The organism is Geomonas sp. RF6 (genome assembly GCF_021044625.1).
Classification (GTDB): Bacteria; Desulfobacterota; Desulfuromonadia; order Geobacterales; family Geobacteraceae; genus RF6.
Genome location: NZ_CP087999.1, coordinates 4,097,249 through 4,119,979, shown reverse-complemented (window position 1 = coordinate 4,119,979; position 22,731 = coordinate 4,097,249). Strand labels below are relative to the sequence as shown.

Genomic DNA, 22,731 nt, shown 5'->3' with positions numbered 1-22,731 from the left:
TACCTCGGATAATGAAGAAGGGGTGAAGAATTGTCAATGACTTTGCCCCGTTGCGCCACTGCGGGGGTGCGCGGGGCGCCGTGCGCCGGAGCACAAAAGGGGCAAAAAGCCTTTGCAATTTGAGGGAAGCTCCGGTAACAATAGCTGGTTTGTTCCACCCCCCTCCCCGGGGGGCGCCGTATATAAATAGGAGTCTCCCATGCCCTGTCGCCTCTTTGCCGCCGTCCTTGCCTTCATCGCCCTTGCCCTCGCCATCCCCGCCTCCGCCCTCTCGCCGGGAAGGTTTTCCGACCCCGCCGTCGTGGCGGCTGCGGCGCGCCTGAAGCTGAAGGACTACCGCGGGGCCAGGGAGGCGGCTTTGAAGGCCTCCGACCCCGGCGTGCGCTCCTTCCTTGTGGGGATGACCGACGTGAAGCTGGAGTTCTATGAGGATGCGGCTCCTCAGCTCGCGGCGGCGGCGCAGTACCTCCCGCTCCTCGGGGACTACGCACTGTACAACCAGGGGCTCGCCCTCTCGAAGCTCTCCCGAACGGACGAGGCGCTGGCGCCGCTGCAAAAGCTCGTAAAGACCTTCCCGGGAAGTCGCCTCGTGCGCCCCTCCCTCTTCCTGAGCGCGGAAACCCTCTTTTCCTGCGGCCGCTACAAAGAGGCGCTCGACGCCTACAGCGCCTTCGTAGAGCGGTATCCCCTGGGAAGCGACTCGCTAAAGGCGCTCCATGCCTCGGCGCTTTGCCGGGAGAAGCTCGGTGATCCCGCCGGTGCCGCAGCGATCTTGCGCGGCATCTGGATCAGGAACCCCGGCTCCGGCGTCGCGCAGCAGGCGGCGGACGAGATGTCGCAACTGGCAAAGACGGGGGTGGCGATAGCGCCGTACACTGTCGACGAGCTCTTCAGGCGCGCCAGCGCCCTGTACGATCTCGGGCAGTACGGGAAGGCGGCGGCCGCCTTCTCCGAGATCGCCTCCCGCGCCGAGAGCGGGGAGTTTGCGGCCAGAGTGCGGCTAAAGCTCGGGCTGTCGCACTTCAAGGCGCGGCACTACCACGACGCGGAGGAGACGCTGCGCCCCCTCGCGGAGCGTCCCGGGTCGACGGAGGGAGCGTACTGGTACGCCCGGGCGCTGGAGAAGTCGGGGAACCCGGAGAAAGCCTACACCCGCTACCTCGCCCTCTCCGAGCGGGGCGTGGGGGGGAACCTCGCGGCCGATGCCCTTCTCGATGCTGCCTACCTCAAGCGCTACCAGGGGCACACCGCCGAGGCGCTGCGCCTCTTCCAGAACTTCCTGAACCGCTATCCGGACGCTGCAAAGCGCCCGGCAATCCTCTGGGAGGTCGCCTGGCTTAGCTACCAGTCCCGCGACTACCGCTCCGCCGTCGACTACCTGCAAAACCTCTCCCAATACCGCGAGCAGAGGGAGAAGTCTCTCTACTGGCTGGGACGCGCGCTGATCCTCTCCGGGGACCAGAAAGGGGGAGAGGCGCAGATGGCGGTCCTCTGCTCCGACTACCCTTTCGGCTACTACGCGATGCTATGCAACTCAGGGCGCCCCTCGGCCGAGCCGCCGCGCCCCCCGCAGAACCTCGCCGGGGCCCTTCCGATGCCGGCGGGGCTGGAGAGAGAGAAAGCGCTCATCGCCCTTGGGCTGTACGAGGAGGCGACGCGCGAGCTCTCCCTCATCAAGAAGCCGAAAAACCCCTTCTCGGTGGCGAGGCTCTACCTGGAGATGGAGAACTACAACGCCGCCTACCACCTCACCGGACAGGACGTTCCGAAGGCGGGAGACCCGGACGGCTCCCTCCTTTGGGGGGTGAACTTCCCCCTCGCCTTCCGCCAGGAGGTGGCGAAGGAGGCTGCGGCAAGTAACGTCCCGGAGAGCCTCGTCTACGCGGTGATACGAGCGGAGAGCAACTACCTGCCGAGTGCGCTCTCCCCGGTCGGCGCGGTAGGTCTCATGCAGATCATGCCGGCCACGGCGGAGAGCATCGCGAAGGGGGGCTCCGCGCGCCTTACCTCCCCTGATCTCAACATCCGCCTCGGCGCGCGCCACCTGAAGGACCTCCTGGAGAGCTTCTCCGGAAACATCCCCCTCTCCATCGCGGCGTACAACGCAGGGGGGGGGAACGCGCGGCGCTGGCAGAGGAATTTCGGCACCCTCCCCCTGGACGAGTTTGTGGAGAGCATCACCTTCAAGGAGACCCGGGAATACGTGAAGAAGGTCACCAGCGCCATGGCCCTGTACCAGAGTCTTTACGCCCTCCCCGCCGTCTCCCCACTCACCCGGGAATTGAGATTGACAGCACACTGATTATATGCATAATGCCTTGTCGTACCCGCCACTTGCGGCGCAGCTGCCGCCCTGTGCGTGGCGGGGGACGGGATCGTCATGAACACAAAGCGAACAGAAATTCTCGATATCGAGCGAAGCGTCGGCTTCCTCCTGGCGAAGGCCTACCAGCGCGGCTGCGCAGTCTTCAAGGAGGAGTTCGACCGCCACGAGGTAACGCCCCAGCAGTTCGCGGTTCTCGCCTTTCTCTGGCAGGAGGATCGCCTCACCCAGGCGGAGCTCTCGGCCCGCAGCCAGATCGACCGCACGACCGTCGGGGGGCTGGTGGACCGCCTGGAGAAGGAAGGTCTCCTGTCGAGGCAGAGCCATCCGGAGGATCGCCGCGCCCACCTCATCTGTCTCACCGAGCGCGGCAGGAGCCTGGAGGAGGAACTGTGCGCCCAGGCCGCCATCGTGCAGGAGCGCTGGCTCAAGAAACTCCCCCCGGACGAGGTGGAGACACTGAAGTACCTTCTGGAGAAAATCCGCAGCTGACGCTGGAGCACTTCATGTACAAGATACTGGTCATAGTAGGTGCACTTCTCATCGCAATCCCGCAAGTGCACGCGGAGCCCCTGGAGCTGAAGCACTTCCTCGAGAAGGCTGCCACCTCGAACAGCTCGCTGAAGGCCGCGGCCCGGGAGCAGGCGATCGCCCTCGAACAGGAGGGGGTGGCGCGCAGCGGGCACCTCCCCCGCATCGACGCGCAGGGGGGGTACCAGGCGCAGCTCGATCCTCAGGCGGTGGAGTTCAACGGCCTCGCCCTCCCCACCCAGGACGCAGATTTCCCTTTCTTCAGCCTCTCCATCTACCAGACCCTCTACGACTTCGGCAGAACCCGCTACCGCACCGAAAGCGCGAGGCTGCAGACCGACGCCGTGAAGGGGCTGTACCGTGCCAGCGAGCAGGACGTCTTCCTGCAGGTGGTGCGCGCCTATTACGGGATCCTCGAGGGGGGGAAGGTCGTGCAGGCGGCAAAGGACGAGCTCGACCAGATGCTTTCGCACCAGCGGGTGGCCAAAGCGCTGTACGAGGAGGGGGTGGTGACCCGAAACGACCTGCTGCAGGCCGAGGTCCGGGTCGCGGCGAGCCGCCAGAAGCTCCTTGCCGCCCAAAACGCGGTGCAAAACGGCTGGCTCCTCCTCAACTACCTCGCAGGGTACCCCCCCGATTTCCGCGGCGAGCTCCGGGAAGGGACCGAGACAGCCGCGCTCCCCTCCCCCGCCGCTCCGGTCGACTTCTCCGGACGGGGGGAACTCGTCGCGCTGCAGGACACCGTAAAGGCGGACGAGCTCACCGTGAAGGAACTGAAGACCGGGTGGTACCCGGAGTTCTTTCTGAAGCTCTCGGCGGACTACGTCAGTAACAGCGCGGTGACGGAGCAGACGATCATGGCCGCGACTGCCGGGTTCCGGGTAAACCTCTTCGACGGCTTCGCCACGACCTCCAGGTTGCGCGCCGCGGTCGCCGCCCGTTCCCGCGACGAGGATCGGGTGCGCGATCTGAAGGAGCGCCTCTCCCTCGAGCTCGCCACGGCACGAAACGACATGGCGGTCGCCCAGGAGAGGATAAAGGTTTCGGAAACGGCGATCCAGCAGGGGGTGGAGAACCTGCGCATCACGAAGGACCGCTATCAGGAGAAAGTGGGCACCGCCACCGAGGTGGTCGATGCCCAGACGCTGCTCACCCAGACCCGCACCGACTACTACAGGAGCGTGTTCGATCTGGAAGTCGCGGCGGCCCGCGTGAAGCGGGCGATGGGACAGCTTTAGCTACCGACACCCCGGGGGGTTTTATGGCAGAGGAAAACGGCAACGGTCAGGCCGTGGATGAAAAAAACGGTGGGAAGAGGCTGAACAAGAGGCAGCGCGGCGCGATCATCCTGGCGATCCTGTGCATCGGCAGCGCAGTCTTCGGCGTGCACCAGTGGGTGAAGAGCAAGACCCACATAGAGACGGACAACGCCTTTATCGAGTCTCACGTGCACTCCGTCTCCAGCCGCATCCCGGCGCTCGTGAAGAGGGTCGCCGTGGTGGACAACCAGTTCGTGCACAAGGGGGATCTCCTGGTCGAACTGGACACCTCCGACTACCAGGCCCGCGCCGAGACGGCAGCCGCAGCGCTCGATCTCGCCAGGAACGAGACCGCCGGCGACGCGGCGCAGCTCGAGGGGGCCCGTGCCACGGTGGGACTGGCGAAGGCGCGCCTGGAGCAGGCGGAGATAGATCTCAAGCGCGCGGAGGCGCTCTTTGCGAAGGAGGTCATCCCCCGCGAGCAGCTCGACAAGCTGAAAACCGCACGCACCGTCGCTCAGATGCAGCTCAGGGAATCGCAGGAAGGGGAGCGCCGCGCGCAGGCGACCCTCGGGATGACCTCGCAGGGGAAGAAGGACGCGAAGGTTGCCCAGAGGCAGAGCCAGCTCGCAGAAGCGAAGCTCAGCTTGAGCTACACCCGCATCGTCGCGGTCTCGGACGGCTACATTACGAAGAAGTCCGTGGAGCCGGGAAACTACGTACAGCCGGGGCAGCCGCTGATGGCGCTCGTCAGCCTGCAGGACTCGTGGGTGACCGCGAACTACAAGGAGAGCCAGCTCACCGACGTGAGGCCTGGGCAGCGGGTGGAGTTCTCCGTCGACGCCTATCCCGGCCTCTCTTTCAGGGGTAACGTGGAGAGCCTCATGGCGGGGACCGGAGCGGCCTTCTCCCTCCTTCCGCCGGAGAATGCCACCGGCAACTACGTGAAGGTCGTGCAGAGGGTTCCGGTGCGGATCGCCATAGACGCCGCCTCCGACCCGAACCACCTTTTGCGCGTCGGGATGAGCGTCGTGCCCACCATCCTCACCGGGAAGAGCTTCCGGCAGGTCCTCGGGCTGTAGCCCTCACCGGAAGCGGCACCACCCGGTCCGTTCCCCGGGTCTCGCGGAGGTTCCACCCTGACCAGCAAAAAGGAAAAAGAGCAGAACATCAACAAGTGGCTCATCACCATCACGGTGATGCTCCCCACCATCATGGAGATCGTGGACACCTCCGTGGCGAACGTTGCTCTCCCGCACATGCAGGGGAGCCTGAACGCCGGGACCGACGAGATCACCTGGGTCCTTACCTCCTACCTGGTGAGCAACGCCATCGTCCTCCCGATGACCGGGTGGCTCTCCCGCATGTTCGGCAGGAAACGCTTCCTCATCACCTGCATCACGCTCTTTACCCTCTCCTCCCTCCTTTGCGGCGCCGCGCCGAATCTGAACTCCCTGATATTCTTCCGTGTCGTGCAAGGAGCCGCCGGAGGAGCGCTCATCCCGATCAGCCAGGCGATCATGATGGAGACCTTCCCGCCGCACCAGCAGGGGATGGCGATGGCGATCTTCGGGGTCGGAGCGATGTTCGGCCCGATCATCGGCCCCGCCCTCGGTGGGTGGATCACCGACAACCTGAACTGGCGCTGGATCTTCTACATCAACATCCCGATCGGGATCATCGCCGTCGTCATGGCAACCTTCTTCATCTTCGACCCAAGCTACCTGAAGAGGGAGCGGACCGCCATCGACTACTGGGGGCTCACCTTCCTGTGCCTCGGCCTCGGGGCGCTGCAGATCGTCCTCGACCTGGGGCAGCGCGACGACTGGTTCAACTCCCCCTTCATCGTGACCTGCTCGGTGGTCTCCGCCATTTCGCTCGTGGCGCTGGTGGTCGTCGAGCTCATGCATCCGCACCCGGTCGTCAACCTGCGCCTTTTCAAGAACGTCTCCTTCTCCGCCGGGAACACCATCATGTTCTTCGTCGGGTTCTGCCTGTACAGCTCCATCATGCTGATCCCCCTCTTCCTGCAGACCCTCATGGGGTACAACGCCACGATGGCGGGGATGGTGCTCGCGCCGGGCGGGGTGGCCACCCTCGTCACCATGCCCTTCGTCGGCGCGGCGATCCAGAAATACGACGGGCGCAAGGTCGTGTTCGGCGGCCTCATCATAGGCGCCACCTCCATGTTCATCATGCAGCGCTTCTCGCTGGAGGCCGCCTACTGGGACTTCGTGTGGCCGCGCGTGATCCTCGGCATCGGGCTCGCCATGATCTTCGTGCCGCTCACCACCGTCACCCTCGCCACCATCAGCAAGGAGGAGATGGGGAACGCCACCGGCATCTTCAACCTGCTGCGCAACATCGGCGGGAGCGTGGGGATCGCCATCGCCGCCACCATGCTGGCGCGCTACTCCCAGTTCTACCAGACGACGCTCGCCGCCCACGTCACCCCCTACGGCCTCGTCACGCAAAAGACGATCTCCGCCATGACGCAGGCAGCCGCCTCGCGGGGACTTGATCCGGCGAGCGCGCAGAATGCCGCCCTGGCGATGATATACGGGACGGTCCGGCGCCAGGCTGCGATGCTCTCCTACAACAGGATCTTCTTCATCGTGGGGCTCGCGTTCCTGGTCATCATCCCCCTCCTGCTCCTCCTGAAAAAGCCCGACCGGCACGCCCCACCCCCGCCAGTCCACTGACCTTGCGGGAAGGGCAGATCGAGGACGCAAAAAAGGCGCAGAGGAGAGACCCTTTGCGCCTTTTTTCCTTCGTGTCACACCGGGGAAATTACGGCGTACGGCTGGTAATCTCGATCAGATGGTACCCGAACTGGGTCTTTACCGGGCCGAGCACCTTCCCGACTTCGCCGCTGAAGACGACCTGGTCGAATTCCTTCACCATCTGTCCCGGCTGAAACTCCCCGAGCGCACCCCCCCCGCGCTTCCCGGAAGGGCACAGCGAATGCTGCCGCGCCACCTCTCCAAAGTCAGCACCTTCTTCGATCTGCTTCTTCAGATCCAGACACGCCTCCTCGCTGGACACAAGGATGTGGCGCGCACTTGCCTTCGTCATGGAAATCTCTCCTTTAGTAATGTGGTTGCCCTTCCGGGCCAGAAGCCGGATCACGCCAAGCCGCCCAATTCGGTCCACTATATCTTAGAGTAGCGCCGAACCACAAGAAGAATACCCCCGCTCGTCGATCGGCTGGCCATCTTGCTCCTCCCGGAAAAGATTTTTGGGCGAGGGAAATTTTTTTTGCCGTACCTGTCTTCCAGATTTCCGGACGGTCAATGAAGGATGTGGAAAGCACCGCTCTTTCACTTCTTTGGCCAATGAAAAGAAAAGACTGTGCCGCTGAAACAGAGTTACCGGCAAATGAGACCCCGCGACAGGAACCGCCTTATTCCGGCAGGCACAACTGTCGGATCTGCAAGCAGAAAACCCATTTTACTCGGCGCAGATGCCCTATACTTTTTATATAGGGAGTAACGACAAAGGAGGAGATACTCTATGGCCAGTGTGAAAAGATTTCTGTTCGGCACCCTCGCGCTTGTGGCGCTTTCCGGTTTCACCCTCTCTATGACCGCCTGCAGCAAAGAAGGCGGTGGCGGCGGGGCAACGGGAGGGAGCACCGACACCTCCCGCAGCAGTGGCAAGAGCGGCACCGGTACCACCAGTGACACGGGCGGGACAGGGGGCAGCTACGGCACGAGCGGTACCGGAAGCGGCACGGGTGGTAGCACAGGTGGCAGCACCGGTGCCGGTGGCAGCATGGGCGGCACCAGCGGCAGCGGCACTGGTGGCAGCACCAGTGACACAACCGGCGGCATGAGTGGCAGCGGGACCGGCGGGAGCACCGGCGGCAGCACCGGCGGCAGCATGGGTGGCGGGACCGGCGGCAGCACCAGCGACACCGGCGGCAGCATCGGAACCGGCAGCGGCAGCGGCAGCATGGGCGGCGGCACTGGGACCGGTGGTTCCAGCGGCGGATCGCGCTAGCAGGTGACACGCAGACCAGCGTGAAAAGAGAGAGCCCGATGACTGCGAAAGCAGCGCGGGCTCGCAAAGTAAGAGGGGCCCTAAACCAGGCCCCTCTTCGTTTTCTGCCGCTGTAGTGGCGTTACGCACCTTATAATTCAAGACCTGACCCGGGGTCAGGTCTTGAATTTTGGCGTTTTCCGATCAGGCGTAGCGCACCAGCTCCACCATGTCGCGCACCGCGCGGTCGAGACCTACCAGAACCGCCTTGGAGATGATGGAGTGCCCGATGTTGAACTCCTCTATCCCGCCGAGGGCCGCCACCTTCCGCACATTGCTGTAGTTCAGGCCGTGCCCTGCATTGACTCCCAGATCGAGCTTCTGTGCGAGCTTTATGGCATTCTCGATCTTCACCAGTTCCTTCTCTTCCGCACCGATGTCGGGGGCGTCGGCGAAGGCGCCGGTATGGATCTCGATATAGTCGGCGCCGGTCTTGTGACACGCCTTTATCTGGTCGGGGTCGGGGTCGACGAAGATGCTCACGATGATCCCCCCCTCCTGCAGCTTCTGCACCGCCCCCTTCACCGAGTCGAGGTTCAGGCGCACATCGAGCCCCCCCTCGGTGGTCAATTCCGCCCTCTTCTCCGGGACGAGGGTGCAACAGTCGGGCTTCACCTTCAGGGCGATGGCGATCATCTCCTCGGTGGCAGCCATCTCCAGGTTGAGGCGGGTCTGCACCGTCTGGCGCATGAGGGTGAGGTCGCGGTCCTGGATGTGCCGCCGGTCCTCCCTCAGGTGGATGGTGATACCGTCCGCCCCGGCAAGCTCGGCGATGGCGGCGGCGGTGACCGGATCGGGCTCGGAGCCCCCTCGCGCCTGCCTTATCGTCGCCACGTGATCGACATTGACACCGAGTCTAGCCACGTCCTTCACCTCCGAGGGCACCGGCTACGGTGGAGGCGATCTCGTTGGCCCACCCGGTGATCTGCCCCTCATCGGAGCCTTCCAGCATGATGCGCAGGAGGGGCTCGGTTCCGGAGTAGCGGATCAGCACCCTCCCCTCCCCCTTCAGCTTCCCTTCCACGTCGCGCACGAGCGTCGCCACTTCCGGCACCTGCATGATGTCTGTGCGCTGCGCCAGCCGCACGTTCACCAGCACCTGCGGCAGCGGGGTCATGACCTCGGCAAGCTCGGAAAGCCTCTGTGAGCGCCTCTGCATGATGGCAAGGACCTGCAGCGCCGAGAGGACGCCGTCGCCGGTGGTGTTGTGGTCGAGGAAGATCATGTGACCGGACTGCTCCCCGCCGAGGTTGTACCCCCCCTTCAGCATCTCCTCCACGACGTAGCGGTCCCCCACCGCTGTCTTCAGCACGGTCCCCCCGACCCGCTTCATGGCGATGTCGAGACCCATGTTGCTCATGACAGTGGCCACGAGGGTGTTCTTTTTCAGCGTGCCGTGCTTGATCATGTCTGTGGCGCAGATCGCCATGATCCGGTCGCCGTCGACGACGGATCCGTGCTCGTCGACGAAGATGACGCGGTCGGCGTCACCGTCGAGCGCGATCCCCAGATCCGCCCCGTGCGTCTTCACAGCGGCCGAGAGGACCTCCGGGTGCAGCGAGCCGCATTCCGCGTTGATGTTCGTGCCGTTCGGCTTCACCCCGATCGTGATGACCTCGGCGCCGAGTTCCTCGAAGACGGCGGGAGCGACCTTGTACGCCGCGCCGTTGGCGCAGTCGAGAACGATCTTCAGACCGGTGAGGTCGAGGTCTTTCGGGAAGGCGCTCTTCAGGAAGACGACGTAGCGTCCGGCGGCATCGTCGATGCGGTACGCCTTCCCCACTTCCGTGGCGGTCGGGCGCAGGCTGTCGATACTCTTGGAGAAGATCAGTTCCTCCATCTTCAGCTCTATCTCGTCCGGAAGCTTGAAGCCGTCGCGGGAGAAAAACTTTATGCCGTTGTCCTGGAAGGGGTTGTGGGAGGCGGAGATGACGACCCCTGCGTCGGCGCGCATGGAGGAGGTGATGTTCGCGATCCCGGGGGTAGGGAGCGGACCTACCAGGAGGACGTCGACCCCCATGGAGCAGATCCCCGCCACCAGTGCGCTCTCCAGCATATAGCCGGAAAGACGGGTGTCTTTGCCGATGACGATCCTGTGACGGTTCTTGCCGTTCTTGAAGATGTAGGCCGCAGCACGACCGATCTGCATGGCCATCTCCGCCGTCATCGGGTAGACGTTTGCCACCCCGCGAACGCCGTCGGTACCGAAAAGTTTCTTCATATCTACTTGCTCCTCAAAAGGGTAATTTTGTGTACTGGCAATCAGGTAATTGTAGCAGATACTAGCGGTGCGCCTCCCGCCCCAGCGTCACCGAAAGGGGACTCGGGTGCAGACGCGACACCCGGATCTCCCGGTCGAGGCCGAGCGCCGTCTCCACCGGGCGGAAAGTCACCGTCCCCTCCCCTGCACCGGAAAGGTCGAGCCGGCACACCGGGGGACTTAGCGGGACGCGGGCCAGCAGGATGCGCGGCCCGGAAAGAGTGACCGAGACGCGTGCCGGAGCTGCGACGACCGCAAGCCCTGGCGGGAGATGCTCCAGTTCCACCGGGACCGAGAGTGAGAGTTCCTCGGTCCGCTCCGCCGCCACTGCGACCCACAGAAGGGCCGCCAGAAGGACCGAAAGGACCCATCGCCCTGTCGCGCCTTCCCAGCTCATTTGAGCCACCTCGGATCGACCAGCCGCTTCAGCATGCGGCGCAGCCCCTGCAGGTCGAGTCCTGTCCTCTTCCCCCCGAGCATGACCGAAATCTGCCCCGTCTCCTCGGAGACTACGATCACCACCGCGTCGACGAGCTCGCTCAGCCCCATCCCGGCCCTGTGCCGGGTCCCCATCGTCTTGCTGACCTCGGGGTTCTGGGTAAGGGGGAGGAAACACCCCGCTTTCGTGAGCTTGCCGCGCTGGATGATGACGGCCCCGTCGTGGATCGGGGAGTATGGCAGAAAGATGGAAGAGATGAGCTCGCTCGTCACCTTCGCGTCGATCTCCGTCCCCACCGCGAGGTAGTTGTCCACCGGGATGCCACGCTCGATGACGATGAGCGCGCCGATTTTCTTCGCCACCAGCCCCTCGACCGCAGTGACGATCTCCTCGAAGGCGTCCCCCATGCCGTACCCCTTCACCTCGCGGGTCTTCCCGAGGTTCGCACAGGCGCGGCGCATGTCGGTCTGGAAGATGACGGCAAGAACCAGGACGGAGGAGGCAAGGAGCGTGTCCAGAAGAAGCCGGACCCCCTGCAGGGCGAAGATGCGTGCCACCAGATGCCCCGCCAGGAGACCGGAGAGCGCGAGCATGATGCGCACCGCGAGCGCGCTCCTGATGAGGCGCGACAGTCGCTGGATGATGCACGCCATGAGCGCCAGGTCCACGAGATCCCGAAAGAGCGCTATGTAGGGGAGAGATCGCATCAATCGCTTCCTGGGGTGGCCGGGTGCGGGAAAAGCCGGTCAGGAAGCGGTGAGTGCCCTCGTGAGGTCCACCACGTCCCTCATGGCTGCTACGTCGTGAACCCTGAAGATGGAGGCGCCGTTTATGAGGCCGACGGCAACGGCCGCCGCCGTTCCGAAGACCCGCTCTCCGGTCTCCCTCCCGAGGATGCGCCCGATGAAGGACTTCCGGGAAGGGCCGATGAGGAGCGGGCGCCCCAGGGGGAGGAACTCCCCGAGACGACGGATCAGCTCCAGGTTCCCCTCGGCCCCCTTGCCGAAGCCGATCCCGGGATCAAGCACGATCCGTTCCGGCTTCACGCCGGCGGCGACCGCGGCGGCGAGTGAAGCCGCCAGGCTCTCCCGCACCTCGTTGATGAGGTCGGCGTAGCCGGTATCTTTCTGCATGGAATCGGGACGTCCCCGGGTGTGCATGAGGACGACTCCGGCGCCGGCGTCTGCAGCCACAGACGCCATCGCCGGATCAAAGGAGAACGCGCTCACATCGTTGATGATTTCCGCGCCTGCGGCGCAGGCGGCGCGGGCGACGGCGGCCTTGTAGGTATCGACCGAGATCGGTGCCTGCACCTTCCCGGAGAGCGCCTGCACCACCGGGAGGACCCGGGAGAGTTCCTCCGCCTCGCTCACCTCGGGGGCGCCGGGGCGGGTGCTCTCCCCCCCGATGTCGATGATGTCGGCGCCTTCCTCCACCATCTGCAGCGCCCGCTCCACCGCAACCCCGGTGGAGAAGTAGCGGTTGCCGTCCGAGAAGGAATCGGGGGTGACGTTCAGTATTCCCATGATCAGCGGGCGGGAGAGAGAAAGCGTCCTGCCGGAGAGTTCCCAGGTGGCCGGGGCCTCGGTCATACCGGCGTGGCCCCTTCCGGTTCTTCACCTGCGATGATGCGGTCGACTTCCTCGCCGGAGAGGTTCTCCTTCTCCACCAGGGCAAGGGAGATCTTGTGCAGCGTATCGATGTTTGCGGAGAGGAGCTCTATCACGCGAGCGTAGTTCTGCTCCACGATGCGGCGGATCTCGCCGTCGATCTCCACCGCGGTCGACTCGGAGTAGTTCTTCTGTACCCCCATCTCGCGGCCGAGGAAGATCTGCTCGTCCTTCTTCCCGAAGCTCACCGGGCCGAGTTTCTCGCTCATGCCCCACTCGCACACCATCTTGCGGGCGATCTCCGTGGCGCGCTCGATGTCGTTTCCGGCACCGGTGGTGGTGGAGTTGAAGATGATCTCCTCCGCGGCGCGCCCCCCCATGAGGACCGCGATGCGGTCCAGCAGCGAAGTGCGGGAGTAGGAGTGCTTGTCCTCGATCGGGAGCTGCATGGTGACGCCGAGCGCCCTGCCGCGCGGGATGATGGAGACCTTGTGCACCGGGTCGGTCCCGGGGATGAGCTTCGCCACCAGCGTGTGCCCCGCCTCGTGGTAGGCGGTGTTTTTCTTCTCCTCCTCGGAGATGACCATGGAGCGGCGCTCCACACCCATGAGGACTTTGTCCTTCGCGTCGTCGAAGTCGGACATCTCCACGAGGCTCTTCTCCTTGCGGGCAGCCAGAAGGGCCGCCTCGTTCACCACGTTGGAGAGGTCGGCGCCGGAGAAGCCAGGCGTCCCGCGGGCCACGACGCCGAGATCGACGTCCGGGGAGAGCGGGGTCTTCTTCGTGTGCACCCTGAGGATCGCCTCGCGACCCTTCACGTCGGGACGCGGCACCACGACCTGGCGGTCGAAGCGGCCGGGGCGCAGCAGCGCCGGGTCGAGGACATCCGGGCGGTTTGTCGCGGCGATGAGGATGACCCCTTCGTTCGACTCGAAGCCGTCCATCTCGACGAGGAGCTGGTTCAGCGTCTGCTCCCGCTCGTCATGCCCCCCGCCGAGCCCAGCGCCGCGGTGGCGGCCGACGGCGTCGATCTCATCGATGAAGATGATGCACGGCGCGCTCTTTTTACCCTGCACGAAGAGGTCGCGCACCCTGGAGGCGCCGACGCCGACGAACATCTCTACGAAGTCGGAACCGGAGATGGAGAAGAAGGGAACCCCCGCCTCACCAGCGATGGCGCGGGCGAGAAGCGTCTTTCCGGTGCCCGGAGGCCCCATGAGGAGAACCCCCTTCGGAATGCGCCCGCCGAGCTTCGTGAACTTCTTCGGGTCCTTCAGGAAGGAGATGATCTCCTCCAGTTCGTCCTTAGCCTCCTCGATGCCGGCTACGTCTTCAAAGGTCACTTTCCCCTGCGCCTCGGTGAGGAGCTTCGCGCGGCTCTTCCCGAAGGCCATCGCCTTGCCGCCACCCCCCTGCATCTGGCGCATGAAGAAGATCCACACCGCGACGAGGAATATGATCGGGAACCAGGAGACCAAGAGGGAGAACCAGGAGAAACGCTCCTCCTCCGGGCGGGCCGAAAGGGCGACACCTTTGGAGATGAGGCGATCGGTCAGGTTCGCGTCCGCCGGCTTGTAGGTGCGGAACTCCTTCCCGTCGTTAAACTTGCCGATGATCTCGTTCCCCTGGATCACCACGCTCGTCACCCGCCGGTCCTGATTCTTCACCTTCCCGGTGTCCACAGCGGTTATGAAGTCGCTGTAGTCGAGCCTCTCCTGGGTCGGCTTCGGCTTGTTGAACAGGTTGAACAAGAGGATCATCATCAGACTGATCACCAGCCAAAGCGCAAGATTTTTATAAAACTGATTCAAGTTTCCTCCCGAAGTACCTGACTGTGGGGACACCTTTTCTCTACCCGGCAAAGCGGCCGGTTCGGCGCCCCAAAATCTCGCTGCCTCACCCGCAATCCCGCGCGGGCAGCGGATTCAAATGAAGAAAACTACCACAATCCCCCCGGTATGACAAGAGCTTTTCAGGGAATAATATCAAGAATTTCGGCCCTTAACACCGCATCGCAGCAGGGGGTGACGCGCCCCTCCTCGGAGCTTCTGTATCCGCAGATCCACAGGAGCCTTCCGGCGCTGAAAAGAAGGGGCACCCGGCGCCGGCGCTCGAGCTCGACCTTGTTGTTGATGAAGAAATCCTTCACCTTCTGCTTTCCGGATAGCCCGAAGGGGGTGAAACGGTCGCCGGGAAGGAAGGGGCGCACGAGCCACGGAAAGGGCGCCGCTTCCGGCGCAAGGTAGACGACGGTACGAGAGCCGGAGTCGAGGTTGGCGGGGAGCGCGATTCTCTCCACGCGGAGCCGCCCCCCCAGGGGGAGCGGGTGGATCCCGGGAGCCGTTATCTCAGCCTCAAAATACTCCGCGGCGGGGGGAGGAGCGGGAGAGACTGTAAGGACGCTGTAGCTGCGCCCCACCCTGGCGCCGCCGGGGAGCGAAAGGCGAGCCTGGGGGCGCTCGCCGAAGACGAGGTGGTCGATCGCCTCAAGGTGGACACGGCCGATCCGCTGCAGTCCCCGCACCTGTGAGAGTGCATGTCGGTAGAGGCGCATGCGCAGAGCGACCGGGTGGGACAAAAGCACCTTCAGGTCGAGCTGCACCGAGTCGCCGGAGACGGCGGCGCAGCGGGCATAAGCCTCCTCGGTCACCTGCTGCAGGAGTTCCTCGTCGGCGGCAAGGGTGCGGGCGGTGTCGGCAAGACGCGCGCATACCTCCGGGTTGTACCGCCTGAGGACCGGGATCAGCTCGTGACGGATCGAATTTCGCAGCACTCTCGTGTCGAAATTGGTCTCATCAGTCCGGTAGCTTACCCCCCTCCCCTGCAAGTACTCCTCGAGCTCCGCGCGGGTGACCGAGAGGAGGGGGCGCTTCAGGATGCCGCTTTGCGGGCTCATGGCGCTCAGACCGCTCCCCCCTGCCCCCCGCAAGAGGCGCATGAGGACGGTCTCCGCCTGGTCGTCGCGGTGGTGCGCAAGAGCGATGCTCGTCGCCCCGATCGCTTTAGCGGTTTCATGGAGAAAGAGGTAGCGGGCCTCGCGCGCCGCTTCCTCCAGGCTCATCCGCCCCTCCCGCGCGAGTGCGGGGACGTCGACGGAGCGGCAGTAACAGGGGATCCGGTAGGAGGCGGCAAGTTCCTCCACGAACGCCTCGTCGCCATCCGCTGCCTCACCGCGGATCTGGTGATTGAGGTGCGCGACGGCAAGCTTCAGGGGGAGCCTGCTCAAGAGATCGAGGAGGGCGACGGAATCCGCCCCCCCCGAAACCGCAACGAGCACCGTCTCCCCCTCGCGGAAGAGCTTTTCCTCTACGATTTTCTCAAGAAGGGGATTCAATCAGGTGAGCTTCCGATAAGGAGACGACCGGCCAGGTCCTCCACGAACTGCTTCGCGGCGCGCCCGGAGCGCTGCCCCTTGTGCAGGGCCCAGCGCAGCGCCTCTTTTTGCAGCTCGGGATCGCTCACGTCCAGGTTGTGCGCCCGGGCGTGGCGCTCCACGATCGCCAGATAGGTCTGCTGGTTGAAAGGTGTGAATGAGAGGTTGAGCCCGAAACGGTCGGAAAGTGCGAGCTTGTCGGAGATCGCCTCCTCCGAGTGGATCTCCCCCCCGAGGTTCAGGTTGTCCTCCATCCGCTCCGGCATGAGGTGGCGCCGGTTCGAGGTGGCGTACACCAGGAGGTTCCCCGGGCGCTCCTCGAGCCCCCCGTCGAGGAGGACCTTCAGCTCCTGGTAGGAGGTGTCCCCCTCGGCGAAGGAGAGGTCGTCGCAAAAGAGGATGAAGCGGTACGGGACCGCGCGCAGAAGCTCGCTGATCAGGGGGAGGGACTGCAGGTCGCAGCGCTGGATCTCGATGATGCGCAGCCCTTTCCCGGCGAAGCGGGAAAGGAGCCCCTTCACGCAGGAGGACTTCCCGGTGCCGCGCTCCCCCCACAAAAGGACGTTGTTGGCGGGAAAGCCCGCGACGAACTGGGCGGTGTTTCGCAGCAGCGATTCCTTTGCGTAGTCGACGCCGACCAGGAGGTCGAGATCGAAGAGATGGGGGTGCGGTATGGCCGCGAAGGTCCCCCCCTTCCCCCGCTTCTCCCACCTGAAGGCCTGGTACCGCTCGAAGAGCGCGGGGTCGAGGTGAGGTTCGGGGTCATGCCCTTCCAGCAGGCGCTCCACCTTCAAAAGGACTCGTTCCAGGTGCTGGGCGGTCTCCATCCATCGTGCGGTACCGGTGTCACTCATCTTTTAAGGTGCACTCCCGTTCCCAGGCGCGGTACCCGTCGCCGGTGATATCCCAGAAGGATGCGATCCTCCCGGTGTAGAAGTCAAGGTCAGCGCACTCCCCCTCGATGACCTGCAGGAAGCGCGGCGAAATGAGCTGGTGTCCGTACAGGAAACGGTAGAACTCCCTGATCCCGGCAAGATACCCCTCCAGTTCCTGCGCGTTCGGCTCGAGGGTGTTCACGATGTACCAGTTGCCGGCGAACTGCCGCACGATCCCCGGGGTCTCCTCGAAGATGCTGCGCGACTTGATGGAGATCACGAAATCGCGGACAAAGTAGTCGGCGCCCCGGGCAAGGGCGGTCGCCTGCTCCGGAGTGAGCCCCGACTCCATCCTTTCGCAGTAGAAGCGATGCAGGAGATCGCTGCACAACTGGTCCACGCGCAGCTCGTCGTCGAGCGTCATTACCACGAAATCCTTCTTGTCCACCTTCAGCTGTTCGAATCCTTCTTCACAACGTTCTGCCATACAGACCTCTCAAAAAAAATAAGTCCAACCGGGAATTCCGGGGGAGCCGCACATGGCCACCCCCCTTCCGTTGATGGGAGGGGACGCTAGTGGCGCCGCGCTGGAGCACAGGCTTCCCAGCCTGTAGCCGCGGCGCCAGCCGCGCGCTCTGTGGCGGCTGCGCCGCCATCGCAGGCAAGATGCCTACGCTCCAGCGCGGGGGCACCCGGGTTCTTGTAACCACCTTCCCCACAATTCCAGGAAGAGCCTTTGCGAATGGGGGACACTGTGAATTTGCATTTTGCAGGTCAGCGGAGGCTACCTTCTCGGGTCGAGCGCGTCGCGCACCCCCTCCCCCACCAGGTTGTAGGAGAGGACGGTGACGAGAATGGCGAGCCCCGGAAAGAGGGAGAGCCACCAGGCGAACTCTATGTAGTCCTTGCCGGAGGTGAGGATATTCCCCCAGCTCGCCACCGGGGGCTGCACCCCGATCCCCAGGAAGGAGAGCGCGCTCTCCGTCAGTATCGCCCCCGCCACCCCGAGGGTAGCAGAGACAAGGACCGGAGAGAGCGCATTCGGGAGTATGTGCCGGAAGATCACCCGCTGATCCGACGCCCCGAGCACCCTCGCAGCGAGGACGAAGTCCCTGCTCTTCAGCGAAAGGACCTCGGCGCGTACCAGGCGCGCCACACCCATCCAGCTGGTGAGCCCGATGACCACCATGATGTAGCGGATTGAGGGCTCCAGCATGGCGATGACCGCGAGGATGAGGAAAAAGGTCGGGAAGCAGAGCATGATGTCCACGATCCGCATGAGCACCGAGTCGACCCAGCCGCCGTAGAAACCGGCGAAGAGCCCGACCACCGTTCCGATGACGACGGAGATGCCGACCGCCACAAAGCCTACGCTCAAAGAGACCCGCGCCCCGTAGATGACGCGGGTGAAGACGTCCCTTCCGAGTTCGTCCGTCCCGAACCAGTGGGTCCCCGAAGGGGGGAGGAGGACGTGCCAGGCATCTATGGCATCCGGATCGTACGGCGTGATGTACGGAGCGGCAAGTGACACGAGGAAGAGAAGGACCACCACGCAAAGCCCCGCAAAGGCAAAGCGGTTCTCCACGAAGCGCCTCCAGAGATCCCAGTAGTAGCCGTGATTTCTCCCCTTCATCCTCACCCCCTCCCGTGCCGGATGCGCGGATCGGCAAGCGCGTAGCAGACGTCCGCCAGGAGGTTTCCGAGGAGCGTGAGGCAGGCGCCGATCACCAGGATCCCCATCACCAGGGGGTAGTCGCGCCCCATGACCCCCATGTAGAAGAGCTGCCCCATCCCGGGGATGGCAAAGATCGTCTCGAAGATCACGCTCCCGCCGATCAGCGCGGGGAGGGAGAAACCAAGAAGGGTGATCACCGGCAAAAGCGCGTTTCTGAGCGCGTGCCGGAAGATTACCGTCCTCTCGCGCACCCCCTTCGCGCGCGCGGTGGTGACGTAGTCCTGGGAGAGGACCTCCACCATCGTGGAGCGCATGTAGCGGGAAAGCCCCGCGAGGCTTCCGAAGGTCGCGATGGAGACGGGGAGTATCAGGTGCTTCGCCATGTCCAGGAGCCAGGGGAAGAAGGAAAGCCGCCCGCTCCCGAGGGAGTGGAGCCCGGAGATCGGGAGAATCGGGTACTTCACCCCCAGAAGGTACATGCAAAGGAGCGCGAGCCAGAAGGTCGGCACCGCGAACCCTATGAAGACGAATACCGATATGCCCCGATCGACCAGGGTATCCCGCTTCACCGCCGCGATCACCCCGATGGGGAGGGCGAGGCCGAACTCCAGGATGAGGGCGATCACGTTGAGGGAGAGGGTCACCGGGATGCGCTCCACGATCTTGTCCCTCACCGGACGGTTATCGGGCGCAAAGGAGCGCCCGAAATCGAGTTTGGAGAGGCGGGAGAGCCAGAGGCCGTACTGCACGTAAAGGGGCTTGTCCAGCCCGTAGAACTCCCGCAGACGCGCGCGCGCCGCGGCAGAGACCTTCGGGTTCATCGCCACCTGCATCTCCACCGGCTCCCCCGGAGCGAGATGGATCACCGTGAAGGTGATAAGGGTGATGCCGATGAGAAGCGGAAAGAGCATCACTATGCGTTTGAGGAGATATTTGGCCATATGTTGGGCTCTCTGGTTATTCCGTCATGACGGCCTTGCGCTGCTCATCCTTCGGCACGTACCACTTTATCAGGTTGTGCATGATCCCGGCGGGTGCGGGCTCTATGCCGTGAAAGCGGGCGGAGACGACGGGAAGGGCGTCCGGCACGTAGAGGAAGGTGTACGGCTGCTCCTGGGCGAAGATGTCCTGGATCCTGTAGTAGCAGGCGCGCCTCTTCTCCATGTCGAAGGTCCCCCTCCCCTCCTCGATGAGGCGGTCGACCTCGGCGTTCTTGAAGCCGACAAAGTTCAGCTCCTTCGGTCCGGTCTTCGAGGAGTGCCACACGTCGAAGAGGTCCGGATCCTGCCCGATCGTCCACCCCATGAGGAGCGTCTCGAATTTCCCCTTGTCGATGAAGTTGGTGAGAAGGGACGCCCACTCGAGCACCCGGATCTTCACCTCGATCCCCACCCACTTCAGACGGCGCTGGATGATCTGGGCGCACTTCAGGCGCTGGTCGTTACCCTGGTTGGTGATGAGGGTGAAGCTCAGGCGCCTGCCGTCCTTTACCAGCACCCCGTCCGCCCCCATGGTGTACCCCGCCTCCTTCAGGAGGGCGCGGGCACGGTCGGGGTTGTAGTTGAAGTCCTGGACGGTCGGCTTCCACTGCCACGTCCCCGGCTTGTAGGGACCGTGGGCGATCTGCCCCATCCCGAGGAGCACCCCCTGCACGATCTCCTCCTTGTTGATGGCGGAGGTGATCGCCTGGCGGACCCGCTTGTCCTTGAAGAGCGGATGGCGCAGGTTGTAGCCGAGATAGGTGTAGGCGGACGCCGGATAGCGGTACTTGTTGAAGCGGTTCAAAAACGCCTGACTGACCGTCTGGCGCTGGAACTGCACAGGGGAGAGCCCCATCATGTCCACCCCGCCCGCCTTCAGCTCCAGGTACATGGTGGAGCTGTCGGGGATGATGCGGTACAGGTACCCGGAGAGGTAGGGGCGCCCTTCGTAGTAATCGGGATAGGCGGTGAGGGAGATCTTTTGCCCCGGAATCCATTCCCGGAAGATGAAGGGGCCGGTCCCCACCGGGCTCCTGGCGAGGGGGCTCTTCGTGATCTCCTTCCCCTCCAGGAGGTGCGCCGGCAGGATCGGCATCCCCCAGGAGGCGAGGGCCGGGGCAAAGGGCTTGCCGTACACCGCCCGGAAGGTATAGGGGTCCGGCGCCTCCGCGCTCTTGACCTGCTTGAAGTCCTCGGCATAGGCGGTGGGGGTCTTCGGATCGACCGTCACCTTGTAGGTGTACATGACGTCGCGGGAGGTGAACGGCTTCCCGTCGTGCCACTTCACGCCGTGGCGCAGGTGGAAGGTGATGGTGAGCCCATCGGGGGAAACTTCCCACGATTTCGCGAGGTCCCCCTCGAGCTTCAGGTTCTTGTCGTAGCGTACGAGGCCGTTGTACACGAGGCCGGAGATGTCGCTGGAGGCGGAGTCGGAGGCAAGTATCGGTATGAGGTTGGAAGGCTCCCCGATGCTCCCCGTAACCAGGGTGTCGCCGTAGGCAGGGGGGGCGCTGGAGCGGGGGGCCGGGCGCTCGGAAACCTCGGCGCCGCACCCGGCGAGGAGCGCGAGGAGAAGCAGGAGGGAAAGGCGCCCGGGACGGATCATTTCTCTCCCGTCTCCGGCCGGCAGTGCTTCATCCGTTCGACCACGTCCACCCCTTCGGGATCCATCTGCTGCAGCTTCTTGAAGAGGTGCAGCCCCTTCTTGTAGTGGCGACCTGCGCAGTAGGCGTCGGCGAGGTGCCCCACCACGGTGCTGTCGTCGTCGGCAAGCTGTGCCGCCTGCTCGAGCTGGTAGATCGCCTCGTCGTAGCGCTTCATCTTGTAGTACACCCAGCCGAGGCTGTCGAGGATGAAGCCGTCGTCCGGGCGCAGCGACGCCGCCTTCTTCAGGTAGCCGAGCGCCTCATCCAGGTTCGTCCCCATCTCCGCAAAGGTGTAGCCCAAGTAGTTCAGTGCCTGCGCGTCCTCCGGGGAGCTCGCGATGACCTTGCGCATCATCGCCACCGACTGGTCCTTCTTACCCATCTTGTCGTAGAGGACTCCGAGCCTGAAGCTCACGCGCGGGTCCGCGGCGAGGGTCTTGTCCATGGAGGTAAGGACGTTCACGCCGTCCTCATAGCGATCCATCGTCTCGTAGAGCCCGGCGAGGTGCAGATAGGTCTCCACCCGGGACGGGGTGCGGGCGATCTCCTCCTTCAGCAGCGCAATCCCCTTCTCCGGCGCCCCCTCTTCCTTGTACAGGTAGGCAAGGTGACCGACGGCATCGGTGTAGTAGGAAGACTCCCGCGGGATCTTTGCGAATTCCTCCACCGCGCGCTGGGTGTCCTCCATCTCCTCGAAGGCGGTGGCGAGATAGAAACGCACCTGGTGCGCCTCCGGCTCCTGCTTCAGAATCTCCTCGAAGGTGGTCACCGCCTCGTCGTAGCGCTCCAGCTCGAGAAGGAGGAGGCCGATCTTGCGGCTGTTCTCCACGCTCGTGCCACCCGATTCCTGCAGCAGGGTGAGCGCCTCCTGAAGCTTGCGCTGCTGGATATAGAGCTGCGCCAGGTGCTGCACCACGTTCACGTTCCCGGGGTTTGTCTGCAAAAGGGTGCGGTAGGTCTGGATGGCGTCGTCGGTGAGCCCCTGGGTCTCCTGCGAGATCCCCATCTCGATGATCGCCTGCTCGAAGTCGGGCTTCACCTCCACCGCCTTCTTGTAGTAGGAGAGCGCCTCCTTCGGGAGCTTCATCTGGTCGTAGCTCTTCGCGAGGTAGTAATAGCCGAGAGGTGACTCCGGCACCGCCTTCACCAGCGCCTTCAGCGTGTTTACCGCCTGCTCGTACTCGAAGTTCTTCAGGTAGTACACCGCGAGGTGCAGGTACACCTCCTCCTTCGTCGGGTCGAGCTCGATCACCTTCTGCAGGTGTGGCACCGCCTCTTTCACCCGCTGCAATGAGACGAGGATGTTCGCGGCCATGAGCTGCGTGTTCACCGAGTTCGGGTCGATCTTCAGCGCCCTCTGGCATTCGGCGAGCGCCTCCTCGCCGCGCCCGAGCTGCAGGTAGAGCTGCGCCAGTGCCGTGTGCAGGGAGGGATTCTCCGGATCCTGCTGCAGCGCCCTGTTCAGGGGGACGAGCGCCCCTTCCAGGTCGCCGTCGGCGGCACGCAGGCGCGACTCGGCATAGTAGGCGAGGGAGCTCTTCGGGACGAGCGACTGCGCCGGAATCGCTGCAGGGGCAATTTCCGTACGGTGTTGGGCCGCGCAGGCGGGGAGGGAGGCGAAAAGGAGAAGGAGCGCTAACTTCCTGGTCATGGGGTACCTGTGGTTTCTGTGACGCTTCGGGCGGCTCAAGGGGCGAAAAAAACCGCGGCACCCCGTCG

20 protein-coding genes are annotated in these 22,731 nt (G+C 64.2%); 6 read left to right on the top strand and 14 right to left on the bottom strand.

All coding sequences use genetic code 11. The annotated features are described in order from the left end of the window. Positions 1–199: 199 nt before the first annotated feature. From LPW11_RS17605 to LPW11_RS17585, 5 genes are all read left to right on the top strand, one after another. Positions 200–2,302 carry a transglycosylase SLT domain-containing protein gene (locus LPW11_RS17605; protein WP_230995183.1) on the top strand — a complete coding sequence of 701 codons (2,103 nt, stop codon included), beginning with the start codon at positions 200–202 and terminating at the stop codon, positions 2,300–2,302. Between the two features lie 78 nt (positions 2,303–2,380). Then, entirely contained in the window at positions 2,381–2,815 is a 435-nt protein-coding gene (locus LPW11_RS17600) for a MarR family winged helix-turn-helix transcriptional regulator (protein WP_230995182.1), read from the top strand. A 14-nt stretch (positions 2,816–2,829) separates the two neighbouring features. Then, positions 2,830–4,092 (top strand): TolC family protein, encoded by a 1,263-nt coding sequence (locus LPW11_RS17595; protein WP_230995181.1) that lies wholly within the window; start codon positions 2,830–2,832, stop codon positions 4,090–4,092. Positions 4,093–4,115: 23 nt separating this feature from the next. After that, positions 4,116–5,195: an HlyD family secretion protein gene (locus tag LPW11_RS17590; protein WP_230995180.1), complete on the top strand. Its 1,080-nt coding sequence runs from the start codon at positions 4,116–4,118 to the stop codon at positions 5,193–5,195. A 132-nt stretch (positions 5,196–5,327) separates the two neighbouring features. Then, the gene (locus LPW11_RS17585; RefSeq protein ID WP_230995179.1) at positions 5,328–6,815 is read left to right on the top strand and encodes a DHA2 family efflux MFS transporter permease subunit; all 1,488 of its coding nucleotides are present in this window, start codon (positions 5,328–5,330) and stop codon (positions 6,813–6,815) included. An 88-nt stretch (positions 6,816–6,903) separates the two neighbouring features. On the opposite strand, the gene LPW11_RS17580 is transcribed toward LPW11_RS17585, so the two are convergent. Beyond that, positions 6,904–7,188, bottom strand: a complete 285-nt coding sequence (locus LPW11_RS17580; RefSeq protein WP_230995178.1) for a peptidylprolyl isomerase — start codon at positions 7,186–7,188, stop codon at positions 6,904–6,906. 438 nt (positions 7,189–7,626) lie between these two features. Here LPW11_RS17580 and LPW11_RS17575 point away from each other — a divergent pair, with 438 nt between their 5' ends. Next, positions 7,627–8,115, top strand: a complete 489-nt coding sequence (locus LPW11_RS17575) for a hypothetical protein (RefSeq protein ID WP_230995177.1) — start codon at positions 7,627–7,629, stop codon at positions 8,113–8,115. A gap of 183 nt (positions 8,116–8,298) precedes the next feature. Here LPW11_RS17575 and LPW11_RS17570 read toward each other — a convergent pair whose 3' ends face one another. From LPW11_RS17570 to LPW11_RS17510, 13 genes are all read right to left on the bottom strand, one after another. Beyond that, complete coding sequence (locus tag LPW11_RS17570) at positions 8,299–9,018, bottom strand: pyridoxine 5'-phosphate synthase (protein ID WP_230995176.1); 720 nt, start codon at positions 9,016–9,018, stop codon at positions 8,299–8,301. Next, entirely contained in the window at positions 9,011–10,375 is a 1,365-nt protein-coding gene (gene glmM / locus LPW11_RS17565) for a phosphoglucosamine mutase (protein WP_230995175.1), read from the bottom strand. Before glmM ends, LPW11_RS17570 begins: the two co-directional genes overlap by 8 nt. Positions 10,376–10,436: 61 nt before the next feature. Further along, positions 10,437–10,811 carry a hypothetical protein gene (locus LPW11_RS17560; protein WP_230995174.1) on the bottom strand — a complete coding sequence of 125 codons (375 nt, stop codon included), beginning with the start codon at positions 10,809–10,811 and terminating at the stop codon, positions 10,437–10,439. Further along, on the bottom strand, positions 10,808–11,560 hold the full coding sequence (gene cdaA, locus LPW11_RS17555) for a diadenylate cyclase CdaA (RefSeq protein WP_230995173.1): 753 nt from the start codon (positions 11,558–11,560) through the stop codon (positions 10,808–10,810). Before cdaA ends, LPW11_RS17560 begins: the two co-directional genes overlap by 4 nt. 39 nt (positions 11,561–11,599) lie before the next feature. Next, entirely contained in the window at positions 11,600–12,445 is an 846-nt protein-coding gene (gene folP / locus LPW11_RS17550; protein ID WP_230995172.1) for a dihydropteroate synthase, read from the bottom strand. Next, complete coding sequence (gene ftsH / locus LPW11_RS17545; RefSeq protein WP_230995171.1) at positions 12,442–14,274, bottom strand: ATP-dependent zinc metalloprotease FtsH; 1,833 nt, start codon at positions 14,272–14,274, stop codon at positions 12,442–12,444. Before ftsH ends, folP begins: the two co-directional genes overlap by 4 nt. Before the next feature lie 161 nt (positions 14,275–14,435). Next, on the bottom strand, positions 14,436–15,797 hold the full coding sequence (gene tilS, locus LPW11_RS17540) for a tRNA lysidine(34) synthetase TilS (protein WP_230995170.1): 1,362 nt from the start codon (positions 15,795–15,797) through the stop codon (positions 14,436–14,438). After that, complete coding sequence (locus LPW11_RS17535; RefSeq protein WP_230995169.1) at positions 15,794–16,690, bottom strand: ATP-binding protein; 897 nt, start codon at positions 16,688–16,690, stop codon at positions 15,794–15,796. Before LPW11_RS17535 ends, tilS begins: the two co-directional genes overlap by 4 nt. Then, positions 16,683–17,198 (bottom strand): hypothetical protein, encoded by a 516-nt coding sequence (locus tag LPW11_RS17530; protein WP_230995168.1) that lies wholly within the window; start codon positions 17,196–17,198, stop codon positions 16,683–16,685. The genes LPW11_RS17535 and LPW11_RS17530 overlap by 8 nt, the downstream gene beginning before the upstream one ends. Positions 17,199–17,495: 297 nt before the next feature. Further along, positions 17,496–18,344 (bottom strand): oligopeptide ABC transporter permease, encoded by an 849-nt coding sequence (opp4C, locus tag LPW11_RS17525; RefSeq protein WP_230995167.1) that lies wholly within the window; start codon positions 18,342–18,344, stop codon positions 17,496–17,498. A gap of 2 nt (positions 18,345–18,346) precedes the next feature. Beyond that, positions 18,347–19,327, bottom strand: a complete 981-nt coding sequence (locus LPW11_RS17520) for an ABC transporter permease (RefSeq protein WP_230995166.1) — start codon at positions 19,325–19,327, stop codon at positions 18,347–18,349. A 16-nt stretch (positions 19,328–19,343) separates the two neighbouring features. Continuing rightward, positions 19,344–20,972: a peptide-binding protein gene (locus LPW11_RS17515; RefSeq protein WP_230995165.1), complete on the bottom strand. Its 1,629-nt coding sequence runs from the start codon at positions 20,970–20,972 to the stop codon at positions 19,344–19,346. Further along, a complete protein-coding gene (locus LPW11_RS17510) occupies positions 20,969–22,663 on the bottom strand; it encodes a tetratricopeptide repeat protein (protein ID WP_230995164.1) in 1,695 nt (564 codons plus the stop codon). Before LPW11_RS17510 ends, LPW11_RS17515 begins: the two co-directional genes overlap by 4 nt. Positions 22,664–22,731: the final 68 nt, after the last annotated feature.

Bases quoted from the DNA above. Each gene is read 5' to 3' on its own strand.
- glmM (WP_230995175.1), bottom strand. From the start codon at position 10,375: ATGAAGAAACTTTTCGGTACCGACGGCGTTCGCGGGGTGGCAAACGTC.
- LPW11_RS17585 (WP_230995179.1), top strand. From the start codon at position 5,328: ATGGAGATCGTGGACACCTCCGTGGCGAACGTTGCTCTCCCGCACATG.
- LPW11_RS17520 (WP_230995166.1), bottom strand. From the start codon at position 19,327: ATGGCCAAATATCTCCTCAAACGCATAGTGATGCTCTTTCCGCTTCTC.
- LPW11_RS17510 (WP_230995164.1), bottom strand. From the start codon at position 22,663: ATGACCAGGAAGTTAGCGCTCCTTCTCCTTTTCGCCTCCCTCCCCGCC.
- LPW11_RS17515 (WP_230995165.1), bottom strand. From the start codon at position 20,972: ATGATCCGTCCCGGGCGCCTTTCCCTCCTGCTTCTCCTCGCGCTCCTC.
- LPW11_RS17590 (WP_230995180.1), top strand. From the start codon at position 4,116: ATGGCAGAGGAAAACGGCAACGGTCAGGCCGTGGATGAAAAAAACGGT.
- LPW11_RS17535 (WP_230995169.1), bottom strand. From the start codon at position 16,690: ATGAGTGACACCGGTACCGCACGATGGATGGAGACCGCCCAGCACCTG.
- LPW11_RS17600 (WP_230995182.1), top strand. From the start codon at position 2,381: ATGAACACAAAGCGAACAGAAATTCTCGATATCGAGCGAAGCGTCGGC.
- LPW11_RS17605 (WP_230995183.1), top strand. From the start codon at position 200: ATGCCCTGTCGCCTCTTTGCCGCCGTCCTTGCCTTCATCGCCCTTGCC.
- folP (WP_230995172.1), bottom strand. From the start codon at position 12,445: ATGACCGAGGCCCCGGCCACCTGGGAACTCTCCGGCAGGACGCTTTCT.
- LPW11_RS17595 (WP_230995181.1), top strand. From the start codon at position 2,830: ATGTACAAGATACTGGTCATAGTAGGTGCACTTCTCATCGCAATCCCG.
- cdaA (WP_230995173.1), bottom strand. From the start codon at position 11,560: ATGCGATCTCTCCCCTACATAGCGCTCTTTCGGGATCTCGTGGACCTG.
- LPW11_RS17580 (WP_230995178.1), bottom strand. From the start codon at position 7,188: ATGACGAAGGCAAGTGCGCGCCACATCCTTGTGTCCAGCGAGGAGGCG.
- LPW11_RS17560 (WP_230995174.1), bottom strand. From the start codon at position 10,811: ATGAGCTGGGAAGGCGCGACAGGGCGATGGGTCCTTTCGGTCCTTCTG.
- opp4C (WP_230995167.1), bottom strand. From the start codon at position 18,344: ATGAAGGGGAGAAATCACGGCTACTACTGGGATCTCTGGAGGCGCTTC.
- LPW11_RS17530 (WP_230995168.1), bottom strand. From the start codon at position 17,198: ATGGCAGAACGTTGTGAAGAAGGATTCGAACAGCTGAAGGTGGACAAG.
- LPW11_RS17575 (WP_230995177.1), top strand. From the start codon at position 7,627: ATGGCCAGTGTGAAAAGATTTCTGTTCGGCACCCTCGCGCTTGTGGCG.